Here is a 23,206-nt window from a genome sequence, read left to right on the forward strand (position 1 = left end):
ACTACCGTCATTGCCGCCTGTGCGGGAATGACGGACTATCCCTTCTTCGGGATGCACACATTCCCGGTCGCCTTGACCGACTGGCACAGCTTTTCGGCTTCTGCAGACGAAGGCAACGGGCCGACCTGAAGTCGGGTAACCGCGCCGCCCTTCACGTAAAAAGGTTGATAGGCGGACAGGCCGCTAACCTTTTTCGACAGGGTTGCCCATAAAGCGGTCGCGCGGCTTTCCTCGCCGAATGCGCCCAACTGGATGCGCCATTCGCCCGATGGCGTCGCAGCGGCGGGTTTCGGCGCAGGTGCAACCTTGGGTTTTACAGGCGCGGCGGCTACCTGAACGGGCTTCGCAGGCTCAGATGGCGGAATGGCGGCCGATTTAATCGACTTGGGTGCCGGACGCAGTACCGGCATAGGTGGGTCGAGGGCTTTTGTCGCTGCCGCCAGCGTCATAGCGTTCCTCTTTTCCAGCTCGGACGCCAGCGCCAGTCCCTTCTTGCGCTGATCGGCGGGAATGTAATTGTTCATCTGCTCCAGGCTGGCGGTTGCCTGGGAAAGCCCGGAAGCCGAAGCGCGGGTCATCAGCGCATAAGCCTGCACCCAGTCTTTGGTCACGAATTCGCCGTTGAACAGCGCGGTGCCGAGAATATATTGCGACCGCGCTTCGCCGCGCTCTGCGGATTTGCGGATGTAGGGCAAAGCCTCTTCGCGGCGGTTCTGTTGAAACAGCAGCAGGCCGTAATTGTCCTCTGCGCGCAAATGTCCTTGCTCCGAAGCCTTGCGGAACCACTCCAGCGCGATGGGTACATCCATCGGCACACCGCGCCCCAGCTTGTACGCTTGCCCCAGATTGAACTGCGCATCGGCATCGCCTGCGTTCGCCAGCGGACGCCAGTCGTTCACGGCCTTGACGTAATCGCCCTGCGTCCACGCATCGACGCCGGTCTTTACGTCGGCTTGTGCCGGGCCGGAGAACATCGCGCCATCCAGCACCAGCGCAGCGACTGGCGCGGCCAGTGCCACCGCTCCACCTATCAGGAAATGCTTCATGCTGTCGCTCCGCCCGCAAGTATAGATGCGCCTTACTGGCGGAACATACTTAATCAATCCTTACCACAACTGCGCACGATTCGGCTATGCCATCGCTTATCCCCCTACGGCGTCAACAGGATCGCCAGCGGATTAACCATTTCTTAGGTGCGGGCGTGGCAACTCTATAACCAATTCCATGGTTTCGGGGGTAATTCGTGCGGGTATTGGCACTGGCATCGCAAAAGGGTGGGTCTGGAAAGACGACACTGTCAGGGCATCTGGCGGTTCAGGCGCAGCGCGCCGGGGCAGGGCCAGTCGTTCTGATCGATATCGATCCGCAGGGGTCGCTTGCCGACTGGTGGAATGAGCGAGAGGCGGAATTTCCCGCCTTTGCACAGACGACCGTTGCGCGCCTTGCCGCCGATCTTGAAATCCTGCGCCAACAGGGGTTCAAGCTGGCCGTCATCGACACACCGCCTGCCATCACCATGGCAATCCAGAGCGTTATTTCCGTTTCCGAACTCATCGTCGTGCCGACTCGCCCCAGCCCGCATGACCTGCGCGCTGTGGGTGCCACTGTCGATCTGTGCGAGCGCGCGGGCAAGCCACTGATCTTCGTGGTCAACGCGGCCACCCCGAAAGCCAAGATCACGTCCGAAGCCGCCGTTGCGTTGTCACAGCATGGCACCGTTGCCCCGGTCACCTTGCACCATCGCGTCGATTACGCTGCGTCGATGATCGATGGCCGCACCGTCATGGAAGTCGATCCCAACAGTCGTTCCGCTCAGGAAGTGGTGCAGCTCTGGTCCTATGTTTCCGATCGGCTGGAAAAGAACTTCCGCCGCACGGTCTTTTCCGTGCCGAGTGGAGCCGGGCAATCCGGCGCGCTCCGTCCGTTGGGCGGGGGCTTCGGCCGCCGCGTCATCGGCCAGTAAGAGGTGGCACAGATGGCCGAACCCAAGCCTTTCGCCTCACTGACCTCGGGCCTGCTCGCGCGCAAGGGCGCCGCGTCTCCCGCCATGCGTCGCCAGGTCATGCTCAATGGCATGACGGGCGCTGCCGCCATATCCGATCCCCAGCACCAGGATGATCTTGGATGGAACGACATGGGCGAGGACAGCGTCCGGCAGAGCGATCCGCTCGCCGTCGCAGGCCTCACGCCGATGGGGGGCTCGCCCCTGTCGATCACGCCTGCGCCGATCGTCGACCAGATGCCGGTGCCGGAGGACGCACCCGTGCCCGTGGTGATCGAACAGCGCCGCGTTCTTTCCGAAAAGCTCTCTCCCGTTTCGCCTGAGCCGACTATCGCGGCACCTGTTCTGCCGACAGCCCCGCTGAAGCAGACGGCGCGTAGCAAAGCGGCCTTCACGCTGCGTCTCGATCCGGAACGCCATCTGCGCCTGCGCCTTGCCTGCGCCGTGGCCAATCGGTCCGCGCAACAGATCGTCACGCAGGCGCTCGACGCCTTTCTCGACAGCCAGCCACAGATCGACGCGCTGGCCGAACAATTGCCGCGTCCGCGCGGCACTGACAGATAATTGGGGTGGACTGGACCATGAAACGCAGTTTGCAGAACAAGGCTCTTTTGAAGATTGCCGTCTCGTCGCTGATCGTCGGTGTGACGATGGTGGGCTGCACGGGCGGTGCCGCGATGATGGCGCAACCGGGCGCAAAGATGAATGCCATCGAAAAGCAAGCTGGGGCATCCGCCACGACCGCCGAAAAAGCGCTGGCAAAGCGCGATGTAGCACTTGCCTTGTCATCCGCTGAGGCTGCTGTTGCTGCCAAGCCTGACAATGCCGCCTATCGCGTTCTGCTAGGCCGCGCCTATCTGGCGGACGGTCGCTTCACGTCTGCCGAAACGGCGTTTTCCGACGCGATGACGCTGGGCAATACCGACACCCGCACGGTGGTCAGCCTTGTGCTTGCCAAGGTCGCTCTGGGCAAATCGACCGATGCCCGCGCGCTGCTCGTCACGCATATGGATACCGTGCCTGCAGCCGATTACGGCCTTGCGATGGCGATGGCGGGCGATCCGCAGGAAGCGATCCGCATCCTGACTGCCGCTGCGCAAGAACCCGATGCGACGATCAAGACGCGCCAGAACCTCGCTTATGCCTATGCGCTCGCCGGTCAGTGGCGCGAAGCGCGCTTGATGGCGGCGCAGGATCTCGATCCGCTTGCTGCTACGCAGCGCATCATCGGTTGGGCGCAGAATGCGGAGCCGGGCGCTGAACCTGCGCGCGTGGCTGCGTTCATCGGTACGAAGATGCGCGCTGACGACGCCGGGGTGCCCCTGCGGCTGGCCCTGGCGCCAGCGCCTGCGCCCGTGGTTCAGATGGCGCAGGCCGAAGCGCCAGCAGCAGAAACATTAGCCGCTTCGCCAGAAGCAGCCCCCGAGCAGGCGCCCGTTGAAATCGCGGCCGCTCCGGTTGAACAACCCGAAACGCCGGTGATCCGCGCACCCGAAGCGCCGGTTCGCACCGCAGTCGTCCCGGTTGCCACGCCTTTGGCAACGGCCACGACCATGATGCGCAAGGCCGCTGCGTTCGAAATCATTGCGCCCTCCACCACGACCAAATGGGCCGTGCAGCTTGGTGCGTATGACAGTGCCGCCATCGCCAAGGAACGCTGGCAGCATATGGCGCGCAAGAACGCCGTCCTCAGCAAATTCCCGGTGGCGTACACGACCGCCAATGTGCAGGGCCGCGTCTATCATCGCCTCTCGCTCGGCGGCTTTGCCGATCGGGGAACAGCCGATCAGATGTGCCGGACCGTCCGCAGCCAGGGCGGCGCGTGCTTCATCCGTGCGGCCGCACCGACGATGCGCTGGGCATGGGCCACCCCCAAGCGCCAGCAACTCGCCTCGCGCTAAATTCGAAGATTATACCTCAGTCCGTTCGGGCTGAGCTTGTCGAAGCCTGTCCTTCTTTGAGGAAGAAAGACCCTTCGACAGGCTCAGGGCGAACGGACTCTTGGCCGGTTAAAGGAACTGACCGCCCTTCATGATTCGGCGCACCCGGCCCTGTACCGGCACCTTGTCGAACGGGGTATTGCCTGCCGCCGCTTCCATCCGCGCCGAATCGACGATCCACGGCGTTTCGGAATCGATGAAGATGATGTCGGCGGCATAGCCCGGCGCGAAACGCCCCGCCTTTACACCTAATATCTTAGCGGGATTGGCGCACAGCAACGTCATTAGCGCGTTCATCGTCAGATGCCCGTCCCGCACGAGGTTGAGCGACAGTGCCAGCAGCGTCTCCGCGCCCGCCATGCCGGGGCTGGCATCGGCGAAGGGCAGGCGCTTGTCCTCTGGACCGCGTGGATCGTGGCTGGAGGTGATGACGTCCACCGTTCCATCCGCCACGGCCCTGATCGCGGCTTGCCGGTCATCCTCGCTCCGCAAAGGCGGCGAAAGATGCGCGAAGGTGCGGAAATCGGTAACGGCGATGTCCGACAGGAACAGATAGGCCGGACTGATGCCGCAGGTAATGCGCAACCCTTCCGCTTTGGCCGCGCGGATCAGCGCAAAGCCCGCCGCTGTCGTCACCAACCGGAAATGGATCGCCGCGCCGGTTTCCCGCGCCAGCATGATGTCGCGCGCAATGGCCATCGCTTCGGCGCAGGCGGGAGCCGCTGCCAGACCCAGCCGGGTCGCCGTTTCGCCGGCGGTAGCGACCGCCTTGCCGGTCAGGCCGCCGTCCTCGGCATGGGCAATGACGGTCAGCCCCAAAGCCGAAGCGTAGGACAAAACGCGCAGCATCACCCCGGAGTCCGCGATCCAGTGCCGCCCGGTGCTGACGGCGCGCGCGCCTGCGGCCTGCATCATGCCGATCTCCGCCAGTTCGGCCCCATGCAACCCGCGCGTCGCAGCGGCGAGGGGGTGGACCCAGAAATCGGGCTTGCCGGCGCGCGTTGCGTGCCGGATCAGGCCGACATCGTCCAGTGGCGAGGACTGGTCGGGCATCAGCGCCGCGCGCGTGATGCCGCCGAATTTGAACGCAGGCTTGTCGGTCCGGAACACGCCCAGATCGACGAGACCGGGGGCGACAAGCATCCCCTTGGCGTCGACCTTCTCGGCATCCAGCGGGATCGCGATGTCCCCCGCCGCGACGATGCTGTCGCCTTCGATCAGGATGCTGCCGGAAGTGACGGCTTGTCCGTCCGGATCAGCGAGGAGCGCGTTGGCGATGGCAAGGATGCGGGTCATCGTGCTGTCTCTTCCGTCATCCCTGCGAAAGCAGGGATCCCGCTTCTATTGCTACGGTCGAAAGAAAAGTGGGATCCCTGCTTTCGCAGGGATGACGGAGAGAAGGAGCGCATCACGCCCAACCCTCCACACCGCGCGCCCGTCGGGTCAGCACGTCCAGACATGCCATACGCACGGCAACGCCCATCTCCACCTGCTCGGTAATCGCCGACCGTTCAGGATGATCGGCGACGATGCTGCTGATCTCCACGCCGCGATTCATCGGGCCGGGGTGCATCACCAGCGCATCGGGCTTGGCCTTCGCCAGCCGCTCCGGCGTCAGTCCGTACAGCATATGATATTCGCGCGGGGAGGGGATGAATGCTCCGTCCATCCGCTCGTTCTGAAGGCGCAGCATCATCACCACATCCGCGCCGTCCAGCCCTACGTTCATGTCGGTATAGGGCGTCACGCTCATCTGATCGATGGCGGCGGGCATCAGCGTCGGCGGCGCGATCACGCGCACCTGCGCGCCCAGGGCGCCAAGGCATAATATGTTCGACCGCGCGACCCGGCTGTGCAGCACATCGCCACAGATCGCCACGACCAGCCCCGATATCCCGCCCTTGCGCCGCCGGATGGTGAGCGCGTCGAGCAATCCCTGCGTCGGATGCTCATGCCAGCCATCGCCTGCATTGAGGACGGGGCAATCGACCTTCTCCGCGATCAGCCGCACTGCTCCCGAACTGCCGTGACGGATCACGATGACATCGGCGCGCATGGCATTGAGCGTCATCGCTGTGTCGATCAGCGTTTCACCTTTCTTCACGCTCGATTGCGCGGCGTGCATATTGACCACGTCCGCGCCCAGCCTCTTACCCGCAATCTCGAACGAGAGGAGCGTACGCGTGCTGTTTTCGAAGAACGCGTTGATCTGCGTCAGGCCGCCCAGCCGGTCGTCATGCTTGCGGCTGTGCGCGCGGTTGACGCTGACCCAATGCTCGGCCTCATCCAACAGGAAGGATATTTCCCACGGCATCAGCGCGGAAATCGCCAGCAAATGCCTGTGCGGGAACTGTTCGCGACCGATAAGGCCGGTGGGTATGGTCTCGCGGGTCTGCTGCGGCATGACGGGAGGCCTTAAAGCGAATTTGCGGGCGAGGGAAGGGGGTAGGCTTTACCCCCGCAAAGCATCAATCGCACCTTGCAGAATGTAACTCGCCGCCAGCTTGTCCACCAGCACGTCGCGCCGCGCGCGGCTGGCGTCCGCGTCGATCAGCGTCCGGGTCACCGCCTGCGTCGACCAGCGTTCGTCCCACAGTAATATAGGCACGCCCATATCGCCCATATTCTGCGCGAAGGATTTCGACGACTGACTGCGCGGCGATGCGCTGCCGTCCAGATTGAGGGGCAGGCCAATGACGATGCCCTTCACGAACTGTTCGCCCATGAACGTCGCAATGGTCGCCTTGTCCTTGGAAAATTTGCCGCGCGTGATCGTGTGCGCGGGGCTGGCGATCACCCATTGGGCATCGCACAGCGCCAGCCCCACTGTCTTGGTGCCGACGTCCATGCCGATCAGCCGCCCACCATCGGGCAAAGCATCCCGAAAGGCATTGCGGTCTGCGGTCATCAGGGCTTTTTCAGAAATGTCGTCAGCCTTTCGCGCGCGTCGGCCCGGATATTCGCCCAGAACAGCGCATAGTCATACACATGATAATTGTTGCCGGGGAGGGCATAGGGGCCAAGGTCCGGCGCATCGCCGATCAGCAGGAAACCGTCCTTGCCGCATCGCGCCGGGACTGCACCCGGCACCAGTGTCGGACTATCTTCCTTATCCCGCCCGTCCAACGTACCGAGATTGCGGCTGGCAGGTGCGGTGGCGTCGGCTGTGCCGGTGAGCGGATTGGTGCAGAGCATCTTCGTCCCCCGGCGCGGCTTGCCCGTGAAGCCTTTGCCGCCGTCAAACACCTTCTGAACGGCGGACGGATCTGCCGGTTCGGCAAAGCTCTGCCAGCTTAGCACGCAGTTGGCCTGTCCCTTCATCGTGCAGGCGGGAAGGCCCAGGGCCGGGATGTCCGCTTCCATCGAAACCGGCCAGCCGACGACATAGGCCGCCACGATCCGCGCCGCGATGGGCGTCCCGGCCACCTTGTCATGCAGTAATCGCAACAGGTGAAGCGACCCTTGGCTATGTCCGGCCAGAATGATCGGCCCGGACGGATTGGCGGCGAGAAACGCATCGAACCCCTGCGCCACATCGCGATAGGCGGCGTCGATGGCCTTCTGCCCATCGGCATTGTCGGTCAGGAATGCACCATAATGCGCCTGCCGGTATCGCGGTGCCCAGATCGCGCCGACGCCGTTGAAAGCGCTCGCCTGACTGCGCACGAACCGCGCAGCCATGTCCTGCGACTCGCGGTCGCTGAGTGGCGCGTTCCACTGCGCTTGGGTTGCCAGCGCCAGATAGCTTGTGGGGTGGATGAAGAAGACTGCTGCCCGTGCGGGTTCCGCCGCCTCCTTATAGCCCGCGGGTCGCCAGAGCGCCGGATTGTTCTTCACAACGTCGGGTCGCGCAATCCAGTGGTCCGCCTTCGCGTAAGCGTCCGCCGGGGCGGGGGGCGGCGCACTGAACGCGCCCTTGGGCACCATCGTCGCGTTGATGAGCTGCTGTCCGAAAATGCGATATGCAAAAGCGGACGCAATCGCCAACACGATCAGGGCCGCAATGACATAGAGAAACTTACGGGCCAAAGGGCGCTCCACATGCGTTTGTTACGATCGCGCCTATCCTGTTGCGCCCAATCGGGCAATCGCGCTTGATGGAGCGGACGCGCAATGCTAGCGCCGCGCGCATGTCCATAGACCTGCAAACCGTCAAAAAGATCGCCAGCCTTGCGCGCATTTCCGTCACCGACGGCGAAGCGCAGGCACTGGTGCCTGAACTCAACAACATCCTTGGCTGGGTGGAGCAACTGGGCGAAGTCGACGTCACCGGCGTAGAGCCGATGACCGCCGTCATCCCCAACACGCTGCGCCTGCGCGACGATGTCGTCACCGATGGCGACGTGCGCGAAAAGGTACTGGCCAACGCACCGCAAGCCGAACAGGGCTTTTTCGCGGTGCCTAAGGTGATCGAATAATGAGCAACGTAACCGATCTGACCGTCGCTGAAATCCGCGACGGTTTCCGCGCAGGCAATTTCACCGCGCGCGAAGTGGCCGAAGGCTTCAACGCGAATGTCGCCGCGGCCAAGGCGCTGAACGCCTTCATCGTCGAAACGCCCGACCACGCGCTTGCCGCGGCGGACGCTGCCGATGCGGCGCGCGCTTCTGGCGATCTCAAGCCGCTTTCGGGCGTGCCGATCGGGATGAAGGATCTGTTCTGCACCAATGGCGTGCAGACCACGGCGGCCAGCCACATCCTCGAAGGCTTCGTGCCTACCTACGAATCCACCGTATCGGGCAAGCTGTGGGATGCTGGCGCGGGGATGCTGGGCAAGCTGAACCTCGATCAGTTCGCCATGGGCTCCTCCAACGAAACCAGCTTCTTCGGCAACGTCATTTCCCCGTGGAAGCGCAACGATGGCGGCAATGTCTCGCTTGCGCCGGGTGGTTCGTCAGGCGGCAGCGCATCGGCGATCTCGGCGCGGCTCTGCCCCGCTGCGACCGGCACCGATACCGGCGGCTCGATCCGTCAGCCCGCCGCATTCGTCGGCATCAGCGGCATCAAGCCCACCTATGGCCGCTGCTCGCGCTGGGGCGTGGTGGCGTTCGCGTCGTCGCTCGATCAGGCGGGACCGATGGCGCGCACCGTGCGCGATAATGCGATCCTGCTTGAAGCGATGACGGGTTTCGATCCCAAGGATTCGACCTCCCTCGATCTGCCTGTCCCCGCGTGGGAGGCGGGATTGTCGAGTAATCTCAAGGGTAAGCGCATCGGTATTCCCAAGGAATATCGGGTCGACGGTATGCCCGCCGAAATCGATGCGCTGTGGGAAAAAGGCATCGCCTTCCTGAAAGATGCAGGCGCGGAGATCGTGGAAGTCTCGCTCCCGCACACCAAATATGCGCTGCCGACCTACTACATCATCGCCCCGGCAGAGGCGTCGTCCAATCTGGCGCGCTATGATGGCGTGCGCTTCGGCCTGCGCGATCTGCCCGATGGCGCGAACTTGCAGGATATGTACGCCGCCACCCGCGCCGCCGGCTTCGGGCCGGAGGTGAAGCGCCGCATCATGATCGGCACCTATGTCCTTAGCGCCGGGTTCTACGACGCCTATTACACACAGGCGCAGAAGGTCCGCACGCTCATCTCCCGCGATTTTGACCGCGCCTGGGAAAGCTGCGACTTGCTGCTCACGCCCACGGCACCGTCCGCCGCTTTTGCGCTGGGCGAGAAGCAGGCCGATCCCTTGGCGATGTACCTGAACGACGTCTTCACCGTGCCTGCTTCGCTCGCCGGTCTGCCCGCGATGTCGGTCCCCGGCGGTCTCGACGCGCAGGGGCTTCCGCTGGGTCTGCAGATCATCGGCAAAGCGCTCGACGAACAAAGCGTCCTCAACGCCGCGCTGGCTATCGAAGAGCGCGCAGGCTTCACGGTACGCCCGGACAAATGGTGGTAACATGACTGAATCAACCTATCGTATCCACGGCGACACCGGCGATTGGGAAGTCGTCATCGGGCTGGAAGTCCACGCCCAGATCACCTCCAACGCAAAGCTGTTCTCCGGCGCGGCGACCGCGTTCGGTGCGGAACCGAATACGCAGGTATCGCTGGTCGATGCTGCGATGCCGGGGATGCTCCCCACGCCCAACCGCGAGTGCATCCGGCAGGCGGTGCGCACCGGCATGGCGATCGAAGCGCAGATCAACAAATATTCGCGTTTCGATCGGAAGAACTACTTCTACGCCGATTTGCCGCAGGGCTATCAGATCAGCCAGCTCTATCACCCCATAGTGGGCGAAGGGCAGATCACGGTCACGCTGGACGAGAAAGACCCGAACAGCGCCACCAAGACCATCGGCGTGGAACGCATCCATGTCGAGCAGGATGCGGGCAAGCTGATGCACGACCAGCATCCGACGCGCAGCTATGTCGATCTCAACCGGTCGGGCGTGGCGCTGATGGAAATCGTGTCGAAGCCGGATATGCGTTCTCCCGTCGAAGCAGGGGCTTATGTCCGTAAGTTGCGATCCATTCTGCGCTATGTCGGCTCGTGCGACGGCAATATGGAAGAAGGCTCCATGCGCGCCGACGTGAACGTCAGCGTCCGCAAGCCGGGTGAGGAATTTGGCACCCGCACGGAAACGAAGAACGTCAACTCCGTCCGCTTCGTCATGGCCGTGATCGAGCATGAAGCGAACCGGCAGGTCGATGTCCTCGAAGCCGGTGGCAAGATCGTGCAGGAAACCCGCCTCTACGATCCGGACAAGAACGAAACCCGCTCCATGCGGTCGAAGGAAGACGCGCATGATTATCGCTACTTCCCCGATCCCGACCTGTTGCCGCTGGAACTGGACGATGCGTTTCTGGCCGAATGCCGCGCGTCGCTCCCCGAACTGCCCGACGCCAAGCGCACGCGTTATGAGACCGAACTCGGCCTCTCCGCCTACAACGCCGCGACGCTGACCGCCGAAGTCGAAACCACCCGTTGGTTCGAGTCTCTGGTGAGCGAAAGCGCCCGCGCACAGGGCAAGAGTGAAAGCGACGTCGCGAAGGCCGCCGCCAACTGGCTGCTGTCCGAACTGTTCGGCGCGCTCAACCGTTTGGGCAAGGATCTGGAAACAAGCCCCGTCAGCCCCGCGCAGGGCGCTGAATTGCTCGCCCTCGTCGCAGACGGCACGCTGTCGGGAACGCTTGCAAAGCAGGTCTTCGAAATCATGCTCGAAACCGGCGACGCCGCCGGCAAAATCGTCGAGGAAAAAGGCCTCAAACAGACCAGCGACACCGGCGCCATCGAAGAAGCCGCCGCCAAGGTCATCGCCGACAACGCCGACAAGGTGGAGCAGTATCGCGGCGGCAAGGAAGCCCTGTTCGGCTTCTTCGTCGGCCAGACGATGAAAGCGATGGGCGGGAAAGCTAACCCGAAGGTCGTGAATGAGATTTTGAAGAAAGCGTTGGGCTGATCTGACGAAAAGGGCGACCCACGTCGGGCCGCCCTTTCGGATATTATTGCGTTACGGGCGTTTCAGCCGCCTTGAAACGAATGGCCGTGCCCGTTCCCTTTACGCTGCCCCAGCTCATCAGCGTCACACGCGCGTCGCCATATTGCGCCTTGATTACGGCATCCGCCCCAAGTTTCTGGCCGCGCTCCCAAAGCTCCTTGTAGACCTTGGCCTGAGAGGCTTCCTTGCTGAAGATGGTGCCTTTGCGCACCTCAGCTTTGACTTCCCCGATCACTTCATAGGGACGGTCGGTAATGTCGTTGGGAAATACCGGTACGCCGACATCCTCGTTCACAACCACATAGGGTTTTGCAGGCGTGTCTTTGGCAGTGGCCGGACCGCTAGAAACCGTCATTGCCGCGGCAATCATGGCGGCACTTACGAACTTATAAGTCATCAATGGAATCCCCCTCCAAAACAGGAGCGAATTCCTATTACGCGGCTTTGCGATTGGCAACGGTATGATCTAACATTCGCCGACATGTACATGGGGGCAGTATGAAACGAGTGGGTTTAGGGTTTACGATTGCGGTCGGTGTGCTTTGTCTATCTCAGCAGAGTCTCGCGCAGAGTGATGTTAGCCCCGCTTCTCCGCCTCCCGCCGCAGCGGCCGTGAATGCTGGGCCACGCATAAAATTAATGGTGCTGCGTGAGGTCAATTCGAGCCAGGCCAAGGCGGGCGACGTCGTCAAGCTGATGGTGGATGAGCCGTTTCAAACGAAAGGCGTAACCATACCAGCCGGTTCGCCTGCGTTTGGAATCGTTCGTGAAGCCAAGGACGCAGGAGCCGGACTGAAGCGCGGTCGTCTTGAAGTCCAGTTAACCTACATTGCCGTAGGGGACAGGCAACTGCCGCTCACCGGCGAGCTTCTGGACAAGGGGGAGGGTGGCAAGGGCGACGACGCTGCGAAAGTTTTGCTTGCGCCCATCTACATCCTGTTCGCCCGTGGGAATGTGGCAAAGCTGCGCGCAGGCGAAATTGTCTACGGGCAACTGGCGCCACAACCCAATAGCTAAACCTCGTCCGGCCCGCGTCCCGGCTCGTCGATATTCGGCGTTTCCGGCGCGATTTCCGGGGGTTCGCGATAGGGGGTTTCGTCGGGCGTGTCGATCTGCGGCAACTCTGGGGGCGATTGCGGTTCGATCACATCGGGCGGTGGGATTTCGGCGGGGTCGTGGTCGGGGCGGCTGGCCATGGGATCGTCTCCTTGCTCCTTCATTAAGCACCAGAGGCGAGGAAGGTTCCGCACGTATCGGGTTATGGCCACTATCCCTTGCCCTTCGCGCAACCTTGTTCTATGGCCCGCCGACCGGCGACCGATGCGGGCGTGGCGAAACTGGTAGACGCGCCAGATTTAGGTTCTGGTATCGCAAGATGTGGGGGTTCGAGTCCCTTCGCCCGCACCAGTAACGCCTGTGCTTGCTGGTTAGTCCTTAAGATGGATGTTGCCACCGATTTCAGCTTTAGAAAGCGTTGTTAGAAAAATGCAGACTGTCGAGACGTTGAACGAAGGCCTCAAGCGCGCCTACACCCTGACCATCACGCCTGCTGACATCGACGCCCGCGTCGATCAGGAAGTGAAGACCATGGCTCCGCAGGTCCGCATGCCCGGTTTCCGCCCCGGCAAGGTGCCTGCCAATCTCGTCCGCAAGATGCACGGCGAACGCCTTCAGGGCGATGCGCTGAACACCGCGATTCAGGAAGGCGTGCAGAAGATTCTGTCCGACAACAAGCTGCGTCCCGCGATGCAGCCTTCGGTCGAACTCGACGAAGGTTTCGAATTCGGCAAGGACGCGCAGATCAAGGTCGCACTCGAAGTGCTGCCCGAAGTCGCTGCGCCCAGCATCGACGGCCTCAAGCTGGAACGCCTGACCGCCGAAGTGACCGACGAACAGGTTGACGAAGCCGCTGGCAAGATCGCATCGCAGCAGGGCGCATTCGAAGAATTTCCCAAGACGCACAAGGCGAAGACCGGCGACACTGTCGTCGTCGATTTCGTCGGTAAGGTCGATGGCGTCGCGTTCGACGGCGGCACGGGCGAAGACATGAAGGTCGAAATCGGATCGGGCAACCTGATCCCCGGTTTCGAAGACCAGTTGATCGGCGTGAAGACCGGCGACGAAAAGGTGCTGAACGTCACCTTCCCCGAAGACTACAATGCCGAAAATCTGAAGGGCAAGGCCGCAACGTTCGACATCGTCGTGAAGTCCATTCTCGATTCCTCGAAGCCCAAGCTGGACGAAGATTTCGCCAAGGGTCTGGGTCTTGAAGGTCTCGACAAGCTGAAAGAGCTGTTGAAGGGCCAGATCGAGCAGGAACATAACGGCCTGACGCGCACCCACATGAAGCGCAAGCTGCTCGATCAGCTTGCCGCCGCGCATGATTTCGATGTTCCCCCCAGCATGGTCGAAGCCGAATTCAATCAGATCTGGGCGCAGCTTGAGCATGAAGCCGGGCATGACGAAAACCCCGGAGCCGCGCTGGCCGAAATGGAAAAGGACAAGGACGATTATCGCGCCATCGCGGTCCGTCGCGTTCGCCTCGGCCTGTTGCTGTCGGAAATCGGTCAGGCCAACAATGTTCAGGTCAGCGACGCCGAAATGAACCGCCTCATCATGCAGGCCGCGCAGCAGTACGGTCCGCAGGATCGTGAGCGTTTCATGCAGTATGTCCGTCAGGAACCTATGGCCGCTGCTCAGCTTCGCGCGCCGCTGTATGAAGACAAGGTCGTCGACTTCCTGTTCGACAAAGCCGAAATTTCCGAGCGCACCGTCAGCCGCGCCGATTTGGAAGCGGCCATCGAGGAAGAAGACGGCGATCTGAAGCCGCACGTCCACGGTCCCGATTGCGGCCATGATCATGACGAAAAGCCCAAGGCAAAGAAGGCTTCGGCCAAGAAAGCCGCTGAACCTGCCGCCGAAACGGTAGAAGGCGAAGCTGAAGCCAAGCCCGCTAAGAAGGCACCGGCGAAGAAGGCTGCCGATGCGGACGCAGAGCCTGCTGCAGAAGAAAAGAAGGCGCCTGCCAAGAAGGCAGCGCCGAAGAAAGCTGCTGCAAAAGCTGAATAAGCTTTGACCGGACGGGGGGAAGTCATGCCCGCCTCATCGGAGGCATCAGCCATTCCCCCCGGTCTGCGCATCGCCGTTCTCCTGCCTTGTTACAATGAGGCAGAGGCGATCGCACAGACGGTGCGGGACTTTGCGCAGGCGCTGCCCGGCGCCGACATCTACGTTTTCGACAACAACAGCACCGACGACAGCCGCGCCATCGCTGCGTCGGCTGGTGCCATCGTCCGTTCCGTCCGCCAGCAGGGGAAGGGGCATGTCGTCCGCCGCATGTTCGCGGATGTGGACGCTGACATCTACGTCATGGCCGATGGCGATGCGACCTACGAAGCCGCCGCTGCGCCTTGCATGGTCGCCGCGATGCTCGCCAACAATTTCGACATGGTCGTCGGCGCGCGCAAGTCCGAAGTCGAGGCTGCCTACCGCCGGGGTCATCGCCTCGGCAACGCGGTCCTCACCGGCCTGCTACGTCGCCTCTTCGGTCGCAGCTTCACCGATATTCTCTCGGGCTACCGCATTTTCTCCCGCCGTTTCGTCAAGAGCTTTCCCGTCCTTTCGGCGGGGTTTGAGATCGAAACGGAAATGAGCGTCCACGCACTCGAACTCGCCATGCCTGTGGCCGAAGAATTGACGGCCTATGCCGCGCGCCCCGAAGGATCGGTCAGCAAGCTGTCCACCTATCGCGACGGCTGGCGTATCCTGCGTACCATCGCTCAGCTCTATCGGATCGAGCGGCCGGTCGTGTTTTTCGGGGCAATCGGGGCGCTGTTCGCGCTGGCGGGCCTCATCCTCGCGGTACCGCTGTTCATCACTTATCTGGAAACGGGTCTCGTCCCGCGCTTCCCCACCGCCATCCTGATCACCGGCCTGATGATCATCGCGGTACTGAACGGCATGTGCGGCCTCATCCTCGATACCGTAGTGCGCGGTCGCCGCGAAGTGCGCCGCTTGGCCTATCTCACATTTCGCGCCCCCAGCGATTTTGCGCGCGACCGTTAATTGTCCGTCCGGACTTAACCGTTAAGCCCCTTGAACCTGTCCTGCTTTGCCCCGATGTAGGGCAGGGCAAAAGCACTCACCGAAAGAGCACAATGAGAGACATGATTTCCGGGCATCTGAACGACACCCTCGCAGCAATGGTCCCCATCGTCATCGAACAGTCGAGCCGCGGCGAGCGCAGCTTCGACATCTTCTCGCGCCTGCTGCGTGAGCGCATCATTTTCGTGACCGGTCAGGTCGAGGACCAGATGGCGTCGGTGATCGTGGCGCAGTTGCTGTTCCTCGAATCGGAGAATCCGAAGAAGGACATCTATATGTACATCAACTCGCCGGGCGGTGTCGTCACAGCGGGCATGGCGATCCACGATACGATGCAGTATATCCGGCCCAAGGTCGGCACCGTGTGCATCGGTCAGGCCGCTTCGATGGGCAGCTTCCTGCTTGCCGCCGGTGAGCCGGGGATGCGAGTCGCATTGAGCCAGGCGCGCATCATGGTGCATCAGCCATCAGGCGGCGCGCAGGGCATGGCGTCGGACATCGAAATTCAGGCCAAAGAAATTTTGCGCATCCGTGCGCGTCTCAACGGTCTTTACGCCCAGTATACGGGCAAGCCGATCGAGGAGATCGAGAAGGCTATGGACCGCGATACCTTCATGGAAGCGGACGAAGCCAAGGCTTTCGGACTGGTGGATGAAGTGTACGGCAAGCGTCCCGCAGCGGCCGCATTGCCGGAATAATGCAATGAAATCCTTGGCGACGTCCGCGACGCTAAGGGAGTATTTACGTGGCTGTCACATAAACGTCTCTTGTGAAACGCGCGTAACGCGGTCTAGACTGGACCGTGGACATGAAAAGTCCGGCGATGCGGGGTGGGTCCGCCGCCCCCCGCCGGGCCAGGAAAGACCGTAATGACAAAGCTTCAAGGCTCCGATTCCAAGAGTACGCTCTACTGCTCCTTCTGCGGCAAGTCGCAGCATGAAGTGCGTAAGCTCATCGCCGGGCCAACTGTGTTCATCTGCGACGAGTGCGTGGAACTGTGCAACGACATCATCCGGGAGGAGACCAAGGGCGGTCTCGTCGGACGGAAGGATGGCGGGGTGCCGACGCCGCAGGAAATCTGCGACGTGCTCGACGATTATGTGATCGGCCAGAATCGCGCCAAGCGCGTTCTTTCCGTCGCGGTCCACAACCATTACAAGCGCCTCAACCACGGCACGAAGACGGGCGAGGTCGAACTCGCCAAGTCGAACATCCTGCTCGTCGGCCCCACCGGCTGCGGCAAGACGCTGTTGGCGCAGACGCTGGCCAAGACCTTTGACGTGCCTTTCACAATGGCCGACGCGACGACACTCACCGAAGCGGGCTATGTCGGGGAAGATGTCGAGAACATCATTTTGAAGCTGTTGCAGGCGTCCGACTATAATGTCGAAAAGGCGCAGCGCGGCATCGTCTATATCGACGAAATCGACAAGATCAGCCGCAAGGCCGAAAACCCGTCCATCACCCGCGACGTATCGGGTGAAGGCGTGCAGCAGGCGCTGCTCAAGCTGATGGAAGGCACCACGGCGTCCGTCCCGCCGCAGGGTGGCCGCAAGCATCCCCAGCAGGAGTTTCTGCAGGTCGACACCACGAACATCCTGTTCATCTGCGGTGGCGCGTTTGCGGGTCTGGAAAAGATCATCGGCGATCGTCTGGAGGCCAAGTCCATCGGCTTCGGCGCGCATGTCGCCGCGCCCGAGGAACGCCGCACCGGCGAGCTGCTGCGTCAGAGTGAGCCGGAAGATTTGCTCAAATTCGGCCTGATCCCTGAATTCGTCGGCCGCCTGCCCGTCATCGCGACGCTGGAAGACCTCGACGTCGCGGCACTGGTCAAGATCCTGGGCGAACCCAAGAATGCCCTCGTAAAGCAGTATAAGAAGCTGTTCGAGATGGAAGATGTCGAACTGAGCTTCACCGACGAAGCGCTGGTCGCCATTGCCCGCAGGGCCATCGAGCGCAAGACCGGCGCACGTGGCCTCCGCTCGATCCTCGAATCCATCCTGCTCGACACCATGTTCGACTTGCCCTCTATGCAGGGCGTGGGCGAAGTCGTGATCGACAAGGATGTGGTCGCCGGCAGCAAAGACCCCGTCCGCGTGTTCAGCGAACAGCGCAAGGCCGGCGACGCCGCCTGACATTCTCTATCGTTAAGTAAACATGGGGTCGGCAGCAATGTCGGCCCTTTTTTTTGTGATATGCGCATAGGGCGGTTCCGCCCTTCACACACTTGTAACACAAATTATCTGCAGCGTTGCAAAATTGCCGCAGTTGTTCACTCTTGTTACGCACCCGCACAAAAACCCGTGATTTATGGCCGTTCGCGCGTTAGCGACGGCACAGGAGACGCCCCTGCCTGCCCCCATATCGGCGGGCACTGCAGGTACGATGACACAGCGCAGCGCGGCATCGTCACAAAACTGCAACCACAACATCACAGGGGCGACGTCATACGCCCCCACATGCAGCGGGCGAGTCACACATACAGTTATTCGAATGTCCCAAACTTAGAAGGTTGGGACACTCACAAAGCCAAGGGAACAGGGAAATGCGGGACCTTAAGTTATTTCTTGCCGCCAGCGCGGCATCGATCAGCTTGGCCACAGCCATAGCGACTCCTGCATTTGCGCAGGAAACCACGTCATCGGTACGCGGCACCGTCGTTGCAGACGGCGTACCGGTAGCTGGCGCAACCGTCACCATCGTAAACGTGCCGTCAGGTACGACGTCGCGGGCGACGACGGATGCAAACGGCAGTTTCAACGCCTCTGGCCTGCGTGTCGGCGGACCCTACACCGTAACGGTTGCGGCCGATGGCTATGACGGCTTTCAAGTCACCGACATTTATACCGTTGTGGCGCAGCCCTATGAGCTTCCCGTCGCTCTTACCTCGGCAGGTGACGCAATTGTCGTTACCGCTTCGAAGGTTGTGGGCGCAGGAACGGTCAGTTCCGGTCCGGCAACTGTCTTGACCGCCGAGCAGATTTCGCAGGTTGCGTCGGTCAATCGCGACGTGCGCGACCTTATGCGCCGCGATCCCTTCGCGCGTCTGGATTATGCTGAAGGTTCCGGCCGTGCCGTTTCGTTCGCGGGTCAGAACGCGCGCTTCAATCGCTTCTCGGTGGACGGCGTTCCAGTTACTGACAACTTCGGCCTTAACCCCGACGGTCTGCCTACGCGCCGTTCGCCCGTTCCCTTGGATGCCATTGGCCAGTTCCAGACCAAGGTCGCACCATTTGACGTTCGGGAAGGCAACTTCCAGGGCGGCGCTATAAATGCCATTTTGAAATCCGGCACCAACGAATTCCACGGCACCGGCTTTTACGCATATTCTTCGGACGAATTGACGGGCAAGGAAACCAAGGCCGGGCCGGGCGTTCCCACCGGTCGCGTTGCGCTTCCCAACTTCAAATATGAAAACTACGGCGCTCAAATCTCCGGCCCGATCATCAAGGATCGACTGTTCTTCATGGTTGCGGGGGAACGTATTCGCGCCGGAACGCCGATTGCCGAAGGCACGCCAAACGACAATGCAGGCACTGTTATACCGAACATCACCGATGCACAGGTCGATCAAATCTCTCAGATCGCGCAATCGCGTTACAACTATGCCACTGGCGGTGTGCTGAACAACTCGAACGATCGCGACGATCGCTTGGTGGCCCGTCTCGATGCGAACATCTCGGACACACAGCGCGCCTCGCTGACATATATTTACACCAAGGATTCGATCCAGTTCAACCAGAACACCTTTGCCACCGGAACGCCGGGGCTTGGTCTGGAATCGAACGGTTACGTATCGTCCAACCGCCTGCATACTGGCGTGTTCCAGCTCAACTCCGAATGGAGCGATGATTTCTCGACCGAAGTCCGCGCATTCTACAAGGACTATAAGCGTGGTCAGGATCCGGTTCTTGGCCGTGGCTTTGCTCAGTTCCAGGTTTGCAGTGCGCCGACCTCAGATCGCGCCAATCCGGGCTCTGCAGGCTCCGGTGCTTCGACGGCATGTGCTCCCGGCTTTGGCGTCGTGAGCTTCGGTCCCGATGTGTCGCGCCAGTCGAACGAACTTTCCAGCCGCACCTACGGTGGCCTTATTCAGGCACGACTGAATCGCAACAACCACGATCTCCGCTGGTTCTTCGATTATCAGGATACGAAAATCCTCAACCTGTTCCTTCAGCGGACTGCGGGTGACTATTACTTCGACTCCATTGCAGACTTCCAGGCAGGTAATGCCCAGCGTATGCGGTATCAGAATGCCGTTCCATCGCTCGATCCGGCCGAAGCCGCGGCGCGCTTTGGCTATCAATCCTATACTTTCGGCATTCAGGATACATGGCGGATCAATGACATGCTGACGCTGTCTTACGGTGCGCGTTACGATGTGTATGGTGGCAACAGCCGCGCTGCGCTCAATCAGGCGTTCACCAACCGCTACGGCTTCACCAATCAGGCGTTCATCAACGGTCGTGGCGTATTTCAGCCGCGTATCGGTTTTGACTTCAAGCCTGTGAACGATGTGACCATTCGTGGCGGCGTTGGCATTTTCTCTGGCGGCTCGCCCGATGTCTATGTCTCGAACAGCTTCTCGAACACGGGGTTCCTTGCGAACACGATCGACGTTCGTCGCAACAATGACGGCTCCATAACGGGCACGACAGCGGCCAATGGCGACGCGATCCTGAACAACGTCAACGGTGCGACCATTCCTTCTGCGGCCAACACCGTATTGAACAACGTCGCATCCTCCGCGACTGCACCGACCAACGCATTGGATCCCAAGTTCAAGGTGCCGTCGCAGTGGCGGGGTACATTGTCCGCTGACTATGCACCTGCAGGCAGTGGCTGGCGCTTTGGTGCCGACTTGTTCTATTCGGCTGTGCGCAATCAGGTGTTCTTTACAGACCTGCGCGTGAAACCCACGTCCTCGCTAACGCCCGATGGTCGTGTACGCTATGCTTCGGTCACGACCTTTGCTGACACCAACTCCGATCTGTTCCTCACCAACACCAAGAAGGGACGCAGCTACATTGCTGTTGCCCGCGTCGATAAATCGTTCGATTTCGGCCTCGATCTAGGTGCCAGCTACACGTGGCAGGACGTGACCGATCAGGCTCCAGCAACGTCTTCCACGGCCTCGTCCAACTACGGCAACGGGGGGTTCCTGGATGCCAATGGTGCAGCGTACGGAACGTCGAACGACGAAGTGAAGCATAACTTCAAGTATAACGTTACATACAAGCATGCGTTCTTCGGTGACTACAACACCACATTGTCGCTGTTTGGCGAAACACGCATTGGCCGTCCGTACAGCTACACGTTCCAGGATATCTCCACTGCACGCAGCGGTATCTTCGGCACGATCGGATCGAACTCGCGTTATTTGATGTACGTCCCGACGTCCACAAATGACCCGCTCGTCTCCTATGATAGCGCCGCTACGCAGACCTATCTCGATAATCTGATCAACTCGACGGGCCTCGACAAGTATCGTGGCAAGATCGCGCCGCGTAACGCATTCAACGGAAAGTGGTTCACAAAGATCGATCTGCACTTCGATCAGGAAATTCCGACCGGTCTTGGCGGTTCTCGCGTAACAGTATTTGCGGACATCGAAAACTTCACCAACTTCCTGAACAAGAAATGGGGCCAGATCCGCGAATACGCTTTCCCGTATAACGTGATTGCCGTTCGTGCGCAGTGTTTGCAGGCTCCAGGCGGCGCTGCCACCACCACCACCGCGCAACCTTGCGCACAGTATCGCTACTCTGCGCCGACCGCGACGCCGACTGACACGATCTACTCGCGCCAGTCGCTCTACACGATCCGCGTGGGCGCTCGCTTCAGCTTCTGATCGCGTAACATCGCTATAGAAAAAGGGCGCGTCCTGCGGGATGCGCCCTTTTTCATGTCTGTTGGAATTGTTGGATCGGCCTTGCCCCGTACGTGATATGAGCGACCTTAGAAAAGTTACGCGGCTACTTAAGGCAGCTATCCAGCCCATCGCGCTGCACCACGCCGATCCGCGCGGCGATGCTGTTGCCATAGCGGCGGGTAAAGCCCTTGGGCGCGACGGCGCCGCGCTTCTTGGGTAGCGGCAGGATCGCGGCGATCCGCGCCGCCTCCGTTCGTGACAGCCGGGATGCCTCATGCCCGAAGTAGCGCATTGCCCCGGCATTGGCGCCATAAGTGCCCAAGCCCGTCTCCGCGACGTTCAGATACACTTCCATGATCCGCCGCTTGCCCCACAGCGTCTCGATCAGCACCGTGAACCACGCTTCCAGTCCCTTGCGGACGAAGCCGCCGCCTTGCCACAGGAACACGTTCTTCGCGACTTGCTGGCTGATCGTCGATCCGCCGCGGATCCGCCCGCCGCTGGCATTGTGCCGCATCGCCTGCGCAATCGCGAGCGCATCGAACCCGTGATGCGAACAGAACTTTCCATCCTCCGCCGCAATCGCCGCACGCGCCATATCCGGGTCCATCGTCGATAGGCTCATCCAATCCTTGGTAAAGCCCCGCGGGTCGAACAGCATGGTCAGCGTAACCGGCGGCGGCACGAAACGGAACAAGGCCACCGGCAGAAGCGAGAGGATCAGAAACGCCAGCACCAGCTTGACGATCATCCGTTTCCAGCGAAAGCGCTTGCGGGGTTTTGCGGTAGGGGAGGAGAGAAGGGCTTCTGTCATGGCGCCAACCTAGCGTGACCTGCCCGTGCCGTCACCCGTCCTCTATGCACCAAGAAAAGGCCGCCGATCCTGCGATCGACGGCCCATCCGTTTACATTAACTGTGGAGTATCAGATCGCGGACAATCTCAGCTTGTCGCCTGCAATCCGCATCATGGCCTTCTGCAGCTTCTCAAAGGCACGCACCTCGATCTGACGAACGCGCTCACGCGACACGCCATAGACCTGGCTGAGATCTTCGAGCGTCTTGGGCTCTTCTGCCAAGCGACGCTCCGCCAGAATATGCTTCTCGCGCTCGTTGAGATCGCGCATCGCTTCAATCAGCATGCTGTGGCGCAGGTCGCGTTCCTGTGCGTCGGCGACCCGTTCGTCCTGCAGAGGATCGGTATCCTGCAGCCAATCCTGCCACTGACCTTCACCATCTTCACGGAGCGGCACGTTCAGCGACGTGTCGCCACCCATCGCCATACGACGGTTCATGCTGACGACGTCGTCTTCCGATACGCCCAATTTGGTCGCGATGTGCGTCACGTCTTCCGGACGCAGGTCACCGTCCTCGAACGCTTCGATGTTGTTCTTCATCCGACGAAGGTTGAAGAACAGCTTCTTCTGCGATGCCGTGGTACCCATCTTGACGAGGCTCCACGAGCGCAGAATGAATTCCTGTATCGACGCACGGATCCACCACATGGCGTAAGTCGCAAGACGGAAACCACGCTCCGGCTCGAACTTCTTCACGCCCTGCATCAGCCCGATATTGCCTTCGGAGATCAATTCGCTGACCGGAAGGCCATAGCCACGATACCCCATCGCGATCTTCGCCACGAGACGAAGATGGGAGGTCACGAGTTGCGCTGCCGCTTCGGGATCCTGGTGCTCGGCGTAACGCTTCGCGAGCATATATTCCTGTTCGGGGGCCAGGATCGGAAATTTGCGGATTTCGCTCAAATAACGGTTCAGGCTCGCGTCGCCGCCGAGTGCGGGGATCGTCGCGGGGACATTGCTTCCCTTTGCCATGACAACTTTCTTCCCT

General features: G+C 61.1%; 21 protein-coding genes and 1 tRNA gene. 13 read left to right on the forward strand and 9 right to left on the reverse strand.

Going from position 1 to position 23,206, the window contains the following annotated elements; genetic code table 11:
- Nucleotides 1–35: 35 nt before the first annotated feature.
- On the reverse strand, nt 36–1,046 hold the full coding sequence (locus tag QMG56_RS17230; RefSeq protein WP_281823621.1) for an SPOR domain-containing protein: 1,011 nt from the start codon (nt 1,044–1,046) through the stop codon (nt 36–38).
- A 197-nt stretch (nt 1,047–1,243) separates the two neighbouring features.
- Here QMG56_RS17230 and QMG56_RS17235 point away from each other — a divergent pair, with 197 nt between their 5' ends.
- The 3 genes from QMG56_RS17235 to QMG56_RS17245 are packed head-to-tail and all read left to right on the forward strand — an operon-like array spanning nt 1,244 to nt 3,903.
- Nucleotides 1,244–1,963: a ParA family protein gene (locus tag QMG56_RS17235; RefSeq protein ID WP_230187567.1), complete on the forward strand. Its 720-nt coding sequence runs from the start codon at nt 1,244–1,246 to the stop codon at nt 1,961–1,963.
- Nucleotides 1,964–1,975: 12 nt separating this feature from the next.
- Complete coding sequence (locus tag QMG56_RS17240; protein WP_281823624.1) at nt 1,976–2,566, forward strand: hypothetical protein; 591 nt, start codon at nt 1,976–1,978, stop codon at nt 2,564–2,566.
- A 17-nt stretch (nt 2,567–2,583) separates the two neighbouring features.
- Entirely contained in the window at nt 2,584–3,903 is a 1,320-nt protein-coding gene (locus QMG56_RS17245; protein ID WP_281823625.1) for an SPOR domain-containing protein, read from the forward strand.
- A 108-nt stretch (nt 3,904–4,011) separates the two neighbouring features.
- Here the strand turns inward: QMG56_RS17245 and QMG56_RS17250 are convergent, their stop codons facing one another.
- From QMG56_RS17250 to QMG56_RS17265, 4 genes are all read right to left on the reverse strand, one after another.
- Nucleotides 4,012–5,238 (reverse strand): dihydroorotase family protein, encoded by a 1,227-nt coding sequence (locus QMG56_RS17250; protein WP_281823627.1) that lies wholly within the window; start codon nt 5,236–5,238, stop codon nt 4,012–4,014.
- A gap of 112 nt (nt 5,239–5,350) precedes the next feature.
- Nucleotides 5,351–6,346, reverse strand: coding sequence for an aspartate carbamoyltransferase catalytic subunit (locus tag QMG56_RS17255; protein WP_281823629.1), 996 nt, complete (start codon nt 6,344–6,346; stop codon nt 5,351–5,353).
- A gap of 48 nt (nt 6,347–6,394) precedes the next feature.
- Entirely contained in the window at nt 6,395–6,850 is a 456-nt protein-coding gene (ruvX, locus tag QMG56_RS17260; RefSeq protein WP_375713721.1) for a RuvX/YqgF family protein, read from the reverse strand.
- Nucleotides 6,850–7,971 (reverse strand): DUF3089 domain-containing protein, encoded by a 1,122-nt coding sequence (locus tag QMG56_RS17265; protein WP_281823630.1) that lies wholly within the window; start codon nt 7,969–7,971, stop codon nt 6,850–6,852. The genes ruvX and QMG56_RS17265 overlap by 1 nt, the downstream gene beginning before the upstream one ends.
- Nucleotides 7,972–8,072: 101 nt before the next feature.
- Between QMG56_RS17265 and gatC the strand changes: the two genes are divergently transcribed.
- The 3 genes from gatC to gatB are packed head-to-tail and all read left to right on the forward strand — an operon-like array spanning nt 8,073 to nt 11,345.
- The gene (gene gatC, locus QMG56_RS17270; RefSeq protein ID WP_281823632.1) at nt 8,073–8,360 is read left to right on the forward strand and encodes an Asp-tRNA(Asn)/Glu-tRNA(Gln) amidotransferase subunit GatC; all 288 of its coding nucleotides are present in this window, start codon (nt 8,073–8,075) and stop codon (nt 8,358–8,360) included.
- Nucleotides 8,360–9,841 (forward strand): Asp-tRNA(Asn)/Glu-tRNA(Gln) amidotransferase subunit GatA, encoded by a 1,482-nt coding sequence (gatA, locus tag QMG56_RS17275; protein WP_281823634.1) that lies wholly within the window; start codon nt 8,360–8,362, stop codon nt 9,839–9,841. The genes gatC and gatA overlap by 1 nt, the downstream gene beginning before the upstream one ends.
- Nucleotide 9,842: 1 nt before the next feature.
- Complete coding sequence (gene gatB, locus QMG56_RS17280; protein WP_281823636.1) at nt 9,843–11,345, forward strand: Asp-tRNA(Asn)/Glu-tRNA(Gln) amidotransferase subunit GatB; 1,503 nt, start codon at nt 9,843–9,845, stop codon at nt 11,343–11,345.
- A gap of 43 nt (nt 11,346–11,388) precedes the next feature.
- On the opposite strand, the gene QMG56_RS17285 is transcribed toward gatB, so the two are convergent.
- On the reverse strand, nt 11,389–11,781 hold the full coding sequence (locus QMG56_RS17285) for a hypothetical protein (RefSeq protein WP_281823638.1): 393 nt from the start codon (nt 11,779–11,781) through the stop codon (nt 11,389–11,391).
- Nucleotides 11,782–12,023: 242 nt separating this feature from the next.
- On the opposite strand from QMG56_RS17285, the gene QMG56_RS17290 reads away from it, so the two are divergent.
- A complete protein-coding gene (locus QMG56_RS17290; RefSeq protein ID WP_281823640.1) occupies nt 12,024–12,401 on the forward strand; it encodes a hypothetical protein in 378 nt (125 codons plus the stop codon).
- Here QMG56_RS17290 and QMG56_RS17295 read toward each other — a convergent pair.
- Nucleotides 12,398–12,580, reverse strand: coding sequence for a hypothetical protein (locus tag QMG56_RS17295; RefSeq protein ID WP_281823642.1), 183 nt, complete (start codon nt 12,578–12,580; stop codon nt 12,398–12,400). The two genes, QMG56_RS17290 and QMG56_RS17295, sit on opposite strands and share 4 nt — an antisense overlap.
- 126 nt (nt 12,581–12,706) lie before the next feature.
- On the opposite strand from QMG56_RS17295, the gene QMG56_RS17300 reads away from it, so the two are divergent.
- The 6 genes from QMG56_RS17300 to QMG56_RS17325 all read left to right on the forward strand — a co-directional run bounded on the left by QMG56_RS17300 (nt 12,707) and on the right by QMG56_RS17325 (nt 21,339).
- Nucleotides 12,707–12,791, forward strand: a tRNA-Leu gene (locus QMG56_RS17300).
- Between the two features lie 78 nt (nt 12,792–12,869).
- Nucleotides 12,870–14,453 (forward strand): trigger factor, encoded by a 1,584-nt coding sequence (tig, locus tag QMG56_RS17305; protein WP_281823644.1) that lies wholly within the window; start codon nt 12,870–12,872, stop codon nt 14,451–14,453.
- A gap of 24 nt (nt 14,454–14,477) precedes the next feature.
- Entirely contained in the window at nt 14,478–15,449 is a 972-nt protein-coding gene (locus QMG56_RS17310; RefSeq protein WP_281823646.1) for a glycosyltransferase family 2 protein, read from the forward strand.
- A gap of 92 nt (nt 15,450–15,541) precedes the next feature.
- The gene (clpP, locus tag QMG56_RS17315) at nt 15,542–16,186 is read left to right on the forward strand and encodes an ATP-dependent Clp endopeptidase proteolytic subunit ClpP (RefSeq protein WP_281823648.1); all 645 of its coding nucleotides are present in this window, start codon (nt 15,542–15,544) and stop codon (nt 16,184–16,186) included.
- Nucleotides 16,187–16,357: 171 nt separating this feature from the next.
- Nucleotides 16,358–17,623, forward strand: a complete 1,266-nt coding sequence (clpX, locus tag QMG56_RS17320; RefSeq protein WP_281823650.1) for an ATP-dependent Clp protease ATP-binding subunit ClpX — start codon at nt 16,358–16,360, stop codon at nt 17,621–17,623.
- A gap of 410 nt (nt 17,624–18,033) precedes the next feature.
- Complete coding sequence (locus QMG56_RS17325; protein WP_281823652.1) at nt 18,034–21,339, forward strand: TonB-dependent receptor; 3,306 nt, start codon at nt 18,034–18,036, stop codon at nt 21,337–21,339.
- A gap of 124 nt (nt 21,340–21,463) precedes the next feature.
- Here the strand turns inward: QMG56_RS17325 and mtgA are convergent, their stop codons facing one another.
- Both mtgA and rpoH read right to left on the reverse strand, forming a co-directional pair.
- Nucleotides 21,464–22,111: a monofunctional biosynthetic peptidoglycan transglycosylase gene (gene mtgA, locus QMG56_RS17330; RefSeq protein ID WP_375713722.1), complete on the reverse strand. Its 648-nt coding sequence runs from the start codon at nt 22,109–22,111 to the stop codon at nt 21,464–21,466.
- Nucleotides 22,112–22,284: 173 nt separating this feature from the next.
- On the reverse strand, nt 22,285–23,190 hold the full coding sequence (gene rpoH / locus QMG56_RS17335) for an RNA polymerase sigma factor RpoH (protein ID WP_230187584.1): 906 nt from the start codon (nt 23,188–23,190) through the stop codon (nt 22,285–22,287).
- Nucleotides 23,191–23,206: the final 16 nt, after the last annotated feature.

It is taken from the genome of Sphingobium sp. BS19, assembly GCF_027925545.1.
Lineage (GTDB): Bacteria > Pseudomonadota > Alphaproteobacteria > Sphingomonadales > Sphingomonadaceae > Sphingobium.